Source organism: Streptomyces syringium (genome assembly GCF_017876625.1).
Lineage (GTDB): Bacteria > Actinomycetota > Actinomycetes > Streptomycetales > Streptomycetaceae > Streptomyces > Streptomyces syringius.
The window spans coordinates 4250499-4263205 of sequence record NZ_JAGIOH010000001.1; the positions used below are offsets into that span (position 1 = coordinate 4250499).

Annotated in this window: 11 protein-coding genes; 8 read left to right on the plus strand and 3 right to left on the minus strand. The window is 70.4% G+C overall.

Annotated elements, in window-relative coordinates:
- Nucleotides 1-33: 33 nt before the first annotated feature.
- Nucleotides 34-396, minus strand: a complete 363-nt coding sequence (locus tag JO379_RS18940) for a YbjQ family protein (protein ID WP_130878312.1) — start codon at nt 394-396, stop codon at nt 34-36.
- Between the two features lie 222 nt (nt 397-618).
- On the opposite strand from JO379_RS18940, the gene JO379_RS18945 reads away from it, so the two are divergent.
- Nucleotides 619-1317, plus strand: coding sequence for a DedA family protein (locus tag JO379_RS18945; protein ID WP_130878795.1), 699 nt, complete (start codon nt 619-621; stop codon nt 1315-1317).
- A 163-nt stretch (nt 1318-1480) separates the two neighbouring features.
- Complete coding sequence (locus JO379_RS18950; RefSeq protein WP_130878311.1) at nt 1481-3169, plus strand: threonine/serine exporter family protein; 1689 nt, start codon at nt 1481-1483, stop codon at nt 3167-3169.
- Nucleotides 3170-3250: 81 nt separating this feature from the next.
- On the opposite strand, the gene JO379_RS18955 is transcribed toward JO379_RS18950, so the two are convergent.
- On the minus strand, nt 3251-3748 hold the full coding sequence (locus tag JO379_RS18955) for an inorganic diphosphatase (RefSeq protein ID WP_130878794.1): 498 nt from the start codon (nt 3746-3748) through the stop codon (nt 3251-3253).
- Nucleotides 3749-3882: 134 nt separating this feature from the next.
- Between JO379_RS18955 and dacB the strand changes: the two genes are divergently transcribed.
- The 6 genes from dacB (at nt 3883) to folE (ending at nt 11516) form a co-directional block, all read left to right on the plus strand.
- Nucleotides 3883-5361 (plus strand): D-alanyl-D-alanine carboxypeptidase/D-alanyl-D-alanine endopeptidase, encoded by a 1479-nt coding sequence (gene dacB, locus JO379_RS18960; protein WP_307842059.1) that lies wholly within the window; start codon nt 3883-3885, stop codon nt 5359-5361.
- A gap of 155 nt (nt 5362-5516) precedes the next feature.
- Complete coding sequence (locus JO379_RS18965; RefSeq protein WP_130878309.1) at nt 5517-6647, plus strand: Rv3626c family coenzyme F420 biosynthesis-associated protein; 1131 nt, start codon at nt 5517-5519, stop codon at nt 6645-6647.
- A gap of 187 nt (nt 6648-6834) precedes the next feature.
- Nucleotides 6835-7851 (plus strand): tRNA lysidine(34) synthetase TilS, encoded by a 1017-nt coding sequence (gene tilS / locus JO379_RS18970; protein WP_130878308.1) that lies wholly within the window; start codon nt 6835-6837, stop codon nt 7849-7851.
- 90 nt (nt 7852-7941) lie between these two features.
- Complete coding sequence (gene hpt, locus JO379_RS18975; RefSeq protein ID WP_130878793.1) at nt 7942-8481, plus strand: hypoxanthine phosphoribosyltransferase; 540 nt, start codon at nt 7942-7944, stop codon at nt 8479-8481.
- Between the two features lie 266 nt (nt 8482-8747).
- Entirely contained in the window at nt 8748-10778 is a 2031-nt protein-coding gene (gene ftsH, locus JO379_RS18980; protein WP_130878792.1) for an ATP-dependent zinc metalloprotease FtsH, read from the plus strand.
- A 132-nt stretch (nt 10779-10910) separates the two neighbouring features.
- Complete coding sequence (gene folE / locus JO379_RS18985; RefSeq protein WP_130878307.1) at nt 10911-11516, plus strand: GTP cyclohydrolase I FolE; 606 nt, start codon at nt 10911-10913, stop codon at nt 11514-11516.
- A 14-nt stretch (nt 11517-11530) separates the two neighbouring features.
- Here folE and JO379_RS18990 read toward each other — a convergent pair whose 3' ends face one another.
- On the minus strand, nt 11531-12640 hold the full coding sequence (locus JO379_RS18990; protein WP_130878306.1) for an alpha/beta hydrolase: 1110 nt from the start codon (nt 12638-12640) through the stop codon (nt 11531-11533).
- Nucleotides 12641-12707 lie beyond the last annotated feature (67 nt).

Genomic DNA, 12707 nt, shown 5'->3' on the forward strand with positions numbered 1-12707 from the left:
CCCCGGTCCTCCATCGCCGGACGGGCTGGATCGTTAATGCTGAGAGATCACCACTGCCGTGCCGTACGCGCAGACCTCCGTGCCGACGTCCGCCGCCTCCGTCACGTCGAAGCGGAACATCAGCACCGCGTTGGCGCCGCGGGCCCTGGCCTGCTCGACCAGGCGCTCCATTGCCTGGTTACGGGTCTCGACCAGGGTCTTGGTCAGGCCCTTGAGCTCGCCGCCGATCAGGGACTTCAGGCCCGCGCCGATCTGGCTGCCGACGTGCCGGGAGCGGACCGTGAGGCCGAAGACCTCGCCGATGACCTTGTCGACCCGGTAGCCGGGCACATCGTTCGTCGTGACCACCAGCACATCGGACTGGCTCTGACCGCCACCGAATTCCTCGATGCCCATCGCTTGCACCTCCGTGTTGTGCAGTTTTGCCGGATGTCGACCGAGACGCACGCCGGGCCCGGAACGTTGCGCCGACCGGGTGTACGGCCCCGGCAACCCTCTGGAACCAGGAGGTGGGCGGTCGCGTTGATAACTTGGGGCCGCACACACGCCTCCCCCCGCCTGTGCCCGGGCCTCGCACGAGCCTGCGCCTCGACCCAGGAGCCTGTCCCCGTGACCCCCATGACCACCCTCGCGCTCGGCCCCCAGTGGCTGGACCCGGACTACCTGATCGGTGAGTTCGGCCTCTACGGCGTGCTGGCCATCGTCTTCGCCGAGTCGGGCCTGCTCATCGGCTTCTTCCTGCCGGGAGACTCGCTCCTGTTCACGACCGGCCTGCTGGTCACGGCGGGCACGCTGGACAAGCCGCTGTGGCTGGTCTGTCTGCTCATCGTGCTCGCCGCCGTGCTCGGTGACCAGGCCGGCTATCTCTTCGGCCGGAAGGTCGGCCCGGCGCTCTTCAAGCGCCCCGACTCGAAGATCTTCAAACAGGAGAACGTCGAGAAGGCCCACGACTTCTTCGAGAAGTACGGGCCGAAGTCCCTGGTGCTGGCCCGCTTCGTGCCGGTGATCCGGACGTTCACGCCGATCATCGCGGGCGTCGTCCGGATGAACTACCGGTCCTTCCTGATCTTCAACATCATCGGCGGCTGCCTGTGGGGCGCCGGCGTCACGCTGCTGGGCGCCGCGCTCGGCAACGTCGCGTTCGTCAAGACGAACATCGAGGCGATCCTGATCGCGATCGTGCTGATCTCGGTCGTCCCGATCGCCATCGAGTTCCTGCGCGCCCGCTCCCAGGCGAAGAAGGCCGCCCCGGCCCTCGGCGGCGGCCCCGAGGACGGTCGTCCGCCGGCCCAGCGCGGCCGGCACGCCAAGCGCTGAGCGCTCGCCGCACCGCTTCGCCGACAGCGCCCCGCTGCGGTCCCGACCCAGTCGCGACCGAAGCGGGGCGCTTTCGTCCGCATGTGCGGACCCCCACTGGGCACACGCGCCACTGATCGTGCATGGTGGCCGTAAACAGGGCGGGCGTACGAGGAGCAGTGTGGTGGCGGATCGGCAGTGGGGCGGCAGCGCCTCGGACGCGGAGGCGGGCGAGGACCGCAAGCCGCAGTCCGACGAGGCGCACAGCGCCTTCACCCCGCCGCTGGGCGTGCCCCTGCCGGCACCGCCGGAGGACGAGCACCCCACCTCCGAGTTCGCCGTGCCCGAGGGCGTCGCCCCCGAGCCTGAGACCGAGCCCGAGGGCTCGGCCTTCACCCTGCCCCCGGGCACCGCCGGGCCGAGCACGACCCAGGGGACGCCGTACGCCGCCTTCACGCCGCCCTACGGCATACCCAAGGTCAACCTCACGAAGGAAGTGCCCTGGCAGGACCGCATGCGCACCATGCTGCGCATGCCGGTGGGGGAGCGGCCGGCCCCCGAGCGGCCCGGGAAGCCCGACGAGGCGGGCCCCGCCGTCCCCCGCGTGCTCGACCTGACCCTGCGCATCGGCGAGCTGCTGCTCGCCGGGGGTGAGGGCGCCGAGGACGTCGAGGCCGCGATGTTCGGCGTCGCGCACGCCTACGGGCTCGACCGCTGCGAGCCGACCGTCACGTTCACCCTGCTGACCGTGAGCTACCAGCCGTCCCTCGTCGACGACCCGGTCACCGCCAACCGCACGGTCCGCCGCCGCGGCACCGACTACAACCGGCTCTCCGCCGTCTTCCGGCTCGTCCACGACATCACGTCCCAGGGGCTCACCCTGGAGGAGTCCTACGGCCGCCTCGCCGAGATCCGCCGTAACCGCCACCCCTACCCGGGCTGGGGGCTCACCGTCTCCTCCGGGCTGCTCGCGGGCGCCGCGTCGATGCTCGTCGGCGGCGGGCTCGTGGTCTTCCTCGCGGCGGCGGCCGGAGCGGTGCTCGGCGACCGGCTGGCCTGGCTGGCCTCGGGGCGCGGACTGCCGGAGTTCTATCAATTCGTCGCGGCGGCGATGCCGCCCGCCGCGATGGGTGTCGCGATCAGCGCCAGCCACCCGGACGTCCAGGCGTCCGCGGTGATCACCGGCGGGCTGTTCGCCCTGATCCCCGGGCGGGCCCTCGTCGCGGGCGTCCAGGACGGCCTGACCGGCTACTACATCACCGCCGCCGCCCGGCTCCTGGAGGTCGGCTACCTCATCGCGGGCATCGTCTGCGGCGTGCTGATGGTCCTCTACGGGGGCGTGCACATCGGCGGCGCGGGGACGCTCGACCCCGAGGCCGCGCTGGAGCACGTGGAGCGGCCCCTCATCCAGATCATCGCGGCCATGCTGCTGGCCCTGGCCTTCGCGGTACTGCTCCAGCAGGAACGTCACACCGTGCTGTGGGCCACGGTCAACGGCGGCGTCGCCTGGGTCATCTACGCGGCCCTCGCCGACACGGCCGAGATGGACCCGGTGCCCGCCACGGCCATCGCCGCCGGGGTCGTCGGCCTCTTCGGCCAGCTGCTGTCCCGCTACCGGTACGCGTCCGCGCTGCCGTACGTGACGGCGGCCATCGGCCCGCTGCTGCCCGGTAGTGCCACGTACTTCGCGCTGCTGAACTTCGCGAAGAACGAACTGAACGCCGGCATCGCGAGCCTCACGAAGGCCGCCGCGCTGGCCCTGGCCATCGCCATCGGGGTGAACCTGGGCTCCGAGATCGCCCGGCTCTTCCTCAAGGTCCCGGGCCCGCCTGCGCCGGGGCGCCGTGCGGCTAAGCGGACGAGAGGATTCTAGGCGGGGCTCCGCCCCCGGACCCCGGTCCTCAAGCGCCGGACGGGCTGCATTCAGCCCGTCCGGCGCTTGAGGACAGTGCACTCAGTGGTGCGAGCCGCCCGCGGCCTCGAGGCGCTTGTACGAGGCCTCGATCTCCGCCTCGGCCTCGGCGCGGCCGACCCAGTCGGCGCCCTCGACGGACTTGCCGGGCTCGAGGTCCTTGTAGACCTCGAAGAAGTGCTGGATCTCGAGGCGGTCGAACTCCGACACGTGGTGGATGTCGCGCAGGTGCTCCACGCGCGGGTCCGACGCGGGGACGCAGAGCAGCTTGTCGTCGCCGCCGGCCTCGTCCGTCATGCGGAACATGCCGATGGCGCGGCACTTGATGAGGCAGCCCGGGAAGGTGGGCTCGTCCAGGATGACGAGGGCGTCCAGCGGGTCGCCGTCCTCACCGAGGGTGTTCTCGACGAAGCCGTAGTCGGCCGGGTAGCTGGTCGAGGTGAAGAGTCGGCGGTCCAGACGGATGCGACCGGTCTCGTGGTCCACCTCGTACTTGTTCCGCGAACCCTTCGGGATCTCGATGGTGACGTCGAACTCCACGGGTGGCTCCTTCATGATCAACACATGCGTCTGGGTGCTTCGCGCTACCGGGTGCGGGTGCCGTGCTCTCGGTGAAGCGCAGTGATTAAGTGTCCCTCACGCAGGTGTGTGGTGGCGAAAGGGGCTGGTCCGTCGTGCCTGAGGCCAGAACGTGGCAGTTCAGGTGGTGGCGGAACGCCCCACGGGAGCAGCGCCGGACCGTGCGGTTCGTCGCGGCTTCCGCCGTGACGGGCCTCGTGGTCGCGACCGGCGCGGTGGCGGCCGCCGGTCCCTGGGACTCGGGTCAGCGTAAGGCCGAGCGCGCCCGCGCCGCCGCGGTACCGGCGACGGGTGGCGAGCGTCACGCCGGGCCCCGCCACCCCCTCGCGGCCCCCGTCCTCGCCCCCCTCGGCGGGCAGCCCGGCGCCCCGGGCGGAAAGTCCGGCCGCGCCGCCGCCCCGGCACCCACCCGGGACGGTCTGACCGGCACGCTGAAGCCGCTGCTCGAAGACGGCGGTCTGGGCCCCGACCGCTCGGCCTCCGTGGTCGACGTCGCCACCGGCGAACAGCTCTACGGCGCCGACCAGGACACCGCCTACACCCCCGCCTCCACGGTCAAGCTGGCCACGGCGGCCGCCGCGCTCTCCGCGCTCGGCCCCGACCACCGCATCGACACGACCGTGGTGACGGGCAAGGACGGCATCGTGCTCGTCGGCGGCGGCGACCCGACGCTCACGGCCCGGCAGGGCACGGCGGACGCGAGCCTGCGGACGCTGGCGGACGCCACGGCCCGCGCCCTGAAGGCACGCGGCACCACCCGCACCAAGCTCACGTACGACACCTCCCGCTACTCCGGGCCCGCGCAGCACGTCATCGGTCCGAACGAGAACATCGCCCCCATGAGCGCGCTCATGATCGACGAGGGTCGGCAGGACGACTCCGACCGCGGCCCCGCCGAGCGCAGCGCCGACCCGGCCGCCGACGCGGCGGGTGAGTTCGCCTCCCTGCTGCGCGAGCGGGGCGTCGGGATCGACGGCGACCCGTCCGGCGGCTCGGCACCGGCGAAGGCTGAACGTCTTGCCGTGGTCTCCTCCCCACCGCTGTCCGCCCTGGTCGAGCGGGCCCTCACCAACAGCGACAACGACATCGCCGAGGCCCTCGCCCGACAGACCGCGCTCGCCTCCGGCCAACCGGCGAGCTTCGAGGGCGCCGCGAAGGCCGTCACCGACCGCCTGACCAAGCTCGGCCTCCCCATGTCCGGGGCCCGCATCGCCGACGGCAGCGGCCTCGACCGCGCCGACCAGGTCTCGGCGGCGCTCCTCTCCCAACTCCTCGCCCGCGCGGCGGACCCCAATCATCCGGAGCTGCGCCCGGTCCTGACGGGCCTGCCGGTGGCTGGCTTCAGCGGAACGCTGCGCGCGCGTTACGCGGACGAGGCCGGGCGAGGCCTCGTCCGCGCCAAGACGGGCACGCTGACGGGGGTGAACTCCCTGGCGGGCACGGCGGTGGACGCGGACGGCCGGCTGCTGGCCTTCGCGTTCCTGACCTCCGGCACGGGTGACCCTGACGGGGCGCAGCGGGCCTTGGACCGGCTGGCGACCGCGGTGGCCGGCTGCGGCTGCGGCTGCCGTTGACCGTTTCCCGCTGCGGTGTCCGCTGCGCGGGGCGCTGTCAGGTCGGCGCCGGGCCACAGCGGGTTTGTTTTTTCCCACCCACCACGGGAGGTGGTCACGGGGCCAAGGCCCGAACCCCTAACCGCCAGCCGCGCGTAACCCGTACCGTGAAAGACATGACAAGCCTCGGTGGTGCGGAGATGGTCGACTGGAAGCTCGCGGTGGCGACCGCGACCCGGCTCGTGCGGCCGGGGCCGGACGTGAGCCGGGACGAGGCGCGGGCGATCGTCGCCGAGCTGCGGCGGCACGCGAAGGCGTCGGAGGGGCACGTTCGCGCGTTCACGCGAATGGCACCGCCGGTCAAGGACGGTGACGCCTTCGCGGGTGACACCCCCGTGCTCGTCGTGGACCGGGCCGGGTGGATCAAGGCGAACGTCGAGGGGTTCCGGGCGATCCTCGGGCCGCTGCTGGAGAAGATGCAGGACCGCCGCAGCGGTACGGGCACGGCCGTGCTCGGTGCCGTCGGCGGCAAGGTGACCGGTGTCGAGCTGGGGATGCTGCTGTCGTTCCTGGCGTCCAGGGTGCTCGGCCAGTACGAGACGTTCGCCCCGGGCACCGGTGATCTCCCCGGCGCGGCCGGCGGCCGGCTGCTGCTCGTCGCGCCGAACATCGTCCACGTGGAGCGCGAGCTCGAAGTGGACCCGCACGACTTCCGGCTGTGGGTGTGCCTGCACGAGGAGACGCACCGGACGCAGTTCACGGCCGTGCCCTGGCTGCGCGCCCACATCGAGGGCGAGATCCAGTCGTTCCTGGGGGAGACCGAGGTCGACCCGGCGACGCTGCTGGAGCGGCTGCGCGAGGCCGCCCAGTCGCTGGCGGGCGGGCGGCCGGAGGGCGAGGACAGCGGGGCGCCCAGCATCGTGGATCTGGTCCAGACGCCCGCGCAGCGGGAGATCCTGGCCCGGCTGACGGCCGTGATGTCGCTGCTGGAGGGGCACGCCGACTACGTGATGGACGGCGTGGGGCCGCAGGTCGTGCCGTCGGTGACGGAGATCCGGGAGAAGTTCCAGCAGCGGCGGGCGCGCGGCGCCGGCCGGCTGGACGCGGCGCTTCGCAAGCTGCTCGGGCTGGATGCGAAACTCCGGCAGTACCGCGACGGCGAGCGATTTGTGCGCGCCGTGGTCGACGAGGTCGGTATGGACGGGTTCAACCGCGTATGGACTTCGCCCAACACGCTCCCGACCAAGGCGGAGATCGCCAAACCCGCGGACTGGGTCACGCGAGTGCACCGCAAATCCGAGAAGTAATTCGAACACGCCCCCTGTGGGATGAACGCCCCCGTAATCACCCGTCCGAGGGACCGTGAGCCAAGGGTGGGCGTGCGATGCTCGGGTAAAGGCTCGCTTCTGTCACCATCGACGCACACAGCGTGACTGATGCTCGAAGCTCGTACAGCTCCGAACCCCCTCCATTGGAACGATTGGACACAGGGACATGGGTCCACATCCCGCGGTCGCCGCGATACGCCTGGCGGTCCGCCGCGTACTCCACGACGTCCTCACCCTCGCTCCGCCCGCCGCCGTGCCCTCCGGGGACCGCCGGCCGCTCGTCCTCGTCGCCTGCTCCGGCGGCGCCGACTCCATGGCGCTCGCCTCCGCCCTCGCCTTCGAGGCCCCGAGGCTCGGGGTCCGGGCCGGCGGGGTCACCGTCGACCACGGCCTCCAGCACGGCTCGGACCTCCGCGCCGCGGAGGTCGTCAGCCGTCTCGCCGCCTTCGGTCTCGACCCCGTCGAGGCCGTGACGGTCACCGTGGGCAGGGAGGGCGGCCCCGAGGCCGCCGCCCGTGACGCCCGCTACGCCGCCCTGGACGCCGTCGCCGAGCGCCACGGCGCCGCCGCGGTGCTCCTCGGCCACACCCGGGACGACCAGGCGGAGACCGTGCTGCTCGGGCTCGCCCGCGGCTCGGGCATCCGCTCGCTGTCCGGCATGGCCGTCGCCTCCGGCGCCGGCGGCCGCTACCGCAGGCCCTTCCTCGGTCTGGACCGGCAGACCGCCCGCAAGGCCTGCATGGTCCAGTCGCTCCCCGTCTGGGACGACCCGCACAACGAGGACCCGGCCTACACCCGCTCCCGCGTCCGGCACGAGGCGCTGCCCGTCCTGGAGAAGGCGCTCGGCAAGGGCGTCGTCGAGGCCCTCGCCCGCACCGCCCGGCTCTCCCGGGACGACGCGGACGCCCTCGACGCCTGGGCCGCCGACGTCGAGCCCTCCGTGCGCGACGAGACGGGCGCCCTGGAGGCCGCGAAGCTCTACCGGCTGCCCCCCGCGGTCCGCCGCCGTGTGCTGCGCCGCGCGGCCATTTCGGCGGGCTCCCCGGCCGGTTCGCTCTTCGCCCGGCACATCGAGGAAGTCGACCGGCTGATCACCGGTTGGCGCGGCCAGGGGGCCATCAACCTGCCCGGGCGCGTCGCGGTTCGCAGGCAGGGTGGCAGACTGGTGCTCCGGCAGGGCTGATTCGAACGAGCAGCGAACGAGCCTCGGCTCGCCTCGGATGAGCCGGATGAGCCTTAAACAAGCGGAGTGGCGCGGGTGGACGACAAGGACATGGGCACCGACCTCAAGTCGGTGCTCATCACCAAGGAAGAGATCGACGCGAAGCTGGCCGAGCTGGCGGCGGAGATCGACGCGGAGTACGCGGGCAAGGACCTGCTGATCGTCGGTGTCCTCAAGGGCGCCGTGATGGTCATGGCGGACCTGGCGCGTGCGCTGTCGACGCCCGTGACCATGGACTGGATGGCCGTGTCCTCGTACGGCGCGGGCACGCAGTCCTCCGGCGTGGTCCGGATCCTCAAGGACCTCGACACCGACATCAAGGGCAAGCACGTCCTGATCGTCGAGGACATCATCGACTCCGGCCTGACGCTGTCGTGGCTGCTGTCGAACCTGGGCTCGCGCGAGCCGGCGTCCCTCAAGGTCGTCACCCTGCTGCGCAAGCCGGAGGCGGCCAAGGTCGCCATCGACGTCAAGTGGGTCGGCTTCGACATTCCCAACGAGTTCGTCGTCGGTTACGGCCTCGACTTCGCGGAGAAGTACCGCAACCTGCCCTTCGTGGGCACGCTCGCGCCGCACGTCTACGGCGGCTGAGCCATCCGGCCCCGGGCCGGGCCCCTGTCCGACGGGCGGGAACCGACCGACGGTTCCCGCCGTTGGAGCATGCGAAGACGGTTTGGTTGACCGTCTCCGGCAGCGTCGGGTGACAATGCTGGGGTACCGTCCGAAGGTCAGTAAGTTTCAAGCATTTTTTTCAAGCACTGCAAGGTCGAGCAGAACACCGTACGCACAGGCACCCCGATCAGGGGCAGCCGTGCCTCACTGTGGCAGGAGGGACGGGGCGCTTGCGCCCCGTATGGATGGACGTGAAGCGCTACTTCCGTGGGCCGGTCATGTGGATCGTGCTGGCCGTCCTCGCCGTGGTCGTGTTGATGCAGGTCGTCGGCTCGTCCGGCGGCTACAAGTCGGTGGACACCAGTCAGGTCGTCAACGCGATCGACAAGAACCTGGTGAAATCGGCCGAGCTGACGACCGGTGACGAGAACAAGGTCAAGGTCGAACTCAAGCCCGGACAGAAGGTCAAGGGCAGTTCCAAGATCCAGGCGAACTACATCGGCGACCAGGGCGTCGAGATCTCCAAGGATCTCCAGGCCAAGGCCGACGACGACAACAAGGACACGCTGCCCGACGGGTACAACATCGCCACGTCGAAGCAGAACCCCTTCATCGGGGTGCTGCTCTCGCTGCTGCCCTTCGTCCTCATCGTCGTGGTCTTCCTGTTCCTGATGAACCAGATGCAGGGCGGCGGCTCCCGGGTCATGAACTTCGGGAAGTCCAAGGCCAAGCTCATCACCAAGGACACCCCGAAGACGACCTTCGCCGATGTGGCCGGGTCCGACGAGGCGGTCGAGGAGCTCCACGAGATCAAGGAGTTCCTCCAGGAGCCGGCGAAGTTCCAGGCCGTCGGCGCCAAGATCCCCAAGGGTGTGCTGCTCTACGGCCCGCCCGGTACGGGCAAGACGCTGCTCGCGCGCGCCGTCGCCGGCGAGGCGGGCGTGCCGTTCTACTCGATCTCCGGTTCCGACTTCGTCGAGATGTTCGTCGGTGTGGGTGCCTCCCGGGTCCGTGACCTGTTCGAGCAGGCCAAGGCCAACGCCCCGGCCATCGTCTTCGTCGACGAGATCGACGCCGTCGGCCGGCACCGTGGCGCGGGCCTCGGCGGCGGTCACGACGAGCGCGAGCAGACCCTCAACCAGCTCCTGGTCGAGATGGACGGCTTCGACGTGAAGGGCGGCGTCATCCTGATCGCCGCCACGAACCGCCCCGACATCCTCGACCCCGCGCTGCTGCGCCCCGGCCGCTTCGACCGGCAGATCGCCGTCGACCGTCCGGACATGCAGGGCCGTCTGGAGATCCTCAAGGTCCACCAGAAGGGCAAGCCGGTCGCCCCGGACGTCGACCTGGGCGCGGTCGCCCGTCGTACGCCCGGCTTCACCGGCGCCGACCTGTCGAACGTGCTGAACGAGGCGGCGCTGCTCACGGCCCGCAGCGACAAGAAGCTGATCGACAACCACTCGCTGGACGAGGCGATCGACCGTGTCGTGGCCGGACCGCAGAAGCGGACCCGGATCATGAGTGACAAGGAGAAGAAGATCACCGCGTACCACGAGGGCGGTCACGCCCTGGTCGCGGCGGCGTCTCCGAACTCCGACCCGGTGCACAAGATCACGATCCTGTCCCGCGGCCGCGCGCTCGGCTACACCATGGTCCTCCCCGACGAGGACAAGTACTCCACCACGCGCAACGAGATGCTCGACCAGCTGGCGTACATGCTGGGCGGCCGCGCGGCGGAGGAGCTGGTCTTCCACGACCCGACCACCGGTGCGGCCAACGACATCGAGAAGGCCACCGCCACGGCCCGCGCGATGGTCACGCAGTACGGCATGACCGAGCGGCTCGGCGCGATCAAGTTCGGCTCGGACAACAGCGAGCCGTTCCTGGGCCGTGAGATGGCGCACCAGCGCGACTACTCGGAAGAGGTCGCCGCGCTGGTCGACGAAGAGGTCAAGAAGCTCATCGAGACCGCGCACAACGAGGCGTGGGAGATCCTCGTCGAGAACCGCGACGTTCTCGACAACCTGGTTCTGGCCCTCCTGGAGAAGGAGACGCTGAACAAGGAGGAGATCGCCGAGGTCTTCAAGCACATCGTGAAGCGCCCGGCCCGCCCGGCGTGGACCGGTTCCTCGCGTCGTACGCCGTCGACCCGCCCGCCGGTGCTCTCCCCCAAGGAGCTGGCACCGAGCAACGGCGTCCAGCCGGTGGATTCGGTCGACCTCCCCGAGGAGGCCCCGCGCTCCTACGGCGGCGGGAACATCACCCCGGAGAGCTGACCAGCAGGATGTGACCGGCGCCCCACGGGCCCGGAATGGATGCCGCACCTCCCAGGTTATTAGCCTGGAGGTGCGGCATCTCGCATGTCCGGGCCGCGCAGTGCGAACGTACGAGAGAACGAGGCAACTCCCATGACCGACCCGGTGACGCTGGACATCGAGGGCCCCGTCGGCGAATTCGACGAGAAGCGGGCCGAGAACGCGGTCCGCGAGCTGCTCATCGCGGTCGGGGAGGACCCGGACCGGGAGGGTCTGCGGGAGACGCCGGCGCGCGTCGCGCGGGCGTACAAGGAGATCTTCGCGGGGCTGTGGCAGGAGCCGGAGGACGTCCTGACGACGACGTTCGACATCGGCCACGACGAGATGGTGCTGGTGCGGGACATCGAGGTCTACAGCACCTGTGAGCACCACCTGGTGCCGTTCCACGGGGTGGCGCACGTCGGCTACATCCCGGCGACGAGCGGGAAGATAACGGGCCTGTCGAAGCTGGCCCGCCTGGTGGACGTCTACGCCCGCCGCCCGCAGGTGCAGGAGCGGCTCACGACGCAGATCGCCGACTCGCTGATGGAGATCCTCGAGCCGCGCGGCGTGGTCGTGGTCATCGAGTGCGAGCACATGTGCATGTCAATGCGGGGCATCCGGAAGCCCGGTGCCAAAACGCTGACGTCGGCGGTGCGGGGCCAGCTGCGTGACCCCGCGACCCGCGCGGAGGCGATGAGCCTGATCATGGCCCGCTAGGCGGGCCGGGGGCGCTACGCGCTGAGGCGGCTGCCCATCCACTGGAGGGTGGGGTTCAGCTCACGGCGCCACGTGTTGAAGTTGTGGCCGCCGCTGTCGAGGATGATCGAGGAGACGCGGGCGTCGTCCTTGGCCATCTTGATGAACTTCAGGGTGTCCTTGTAGTTGTGCTCGCCCTGCTCGCTGCTGGTCACCAGGATGGAGATCGGCGGGGTCTTGGTGTTCTTCAGCCGCCACATCACGTTGTTCTCGTTCTCCAGCTTCTTGCTGCCGCCGAAGAGGGAACCGGTGGTGGGGTCCTGGAGGGCCTTGTAGTAGCCGGAGAGCGAGGCGGCGGCGCTGTAGGCCTCGGGGTGGCGCATGGCTATCTTGAGCGCGCAGTAGCCGCCGGTCGAGTTGCCGATGATGCCCCAGTTCGCGGCCTTGTCGCCGACGCGGTAACGCTGGGAGACCGCCTTGCGGAGGTCCTTCGTGAAGAAGGTCTCGGCCTGGGGGCCGTTGGGTATGTCGATGCACTCGGTGTCGCGCTGGCCCACCACGGACGGCCGCAGCATGACCAGGATGGTCGGCTGCATCTTCTTCGCCTTGGCGAGCTTGTGCGCGCGCACCGGGTAGTCCAGGCCCTTGATGAGGGCCTCGGAGGTGCCCGGGTAGCCGGTCAGGACGACCGAGGCCGGAAAGTTCTTCTTCGCGTACTCCGGCTGGAAGTACTCCGGCGGCAGGTAGACGTAGGCCGGACCGTTGATCTTCGAGTCCACGCCCGCGACATTGATCTTCTCGATCTTGCCGCCGACCCGCGGCACATCGCCGCGCGGCACCTTCACCGCCTGGGTGCCGATGACCTGCACCCGCTTGCCGGTGGCGCTGTGGTCGACGACGACGCCCTCCTCCTTGACCTGACCGAAGAGGTCGGCCCAGGAGCCGTAGAAGCCGAAGGACTGGTTCGCCCACAGGCCTATCGCCGCGAACAGCGTGAGCTGCGTGGCGAGCATCATGCCGACGCGGCCGAGGATCGATCCGATGCTCTTCTTGCCCAGACGGGGCCAGAGCCAAATGGTCAACGCGAAGAGCACTACCGCGGCCGAGATGGCCAGCAGCAGTACCGCCATGCTGGTGAGACCCATGAGGTGCTTTCTGCCAGAGCGACCGGAAGCCCGAGTCGCGGAATGGTTACTTCTTTCCGGGCTTGGC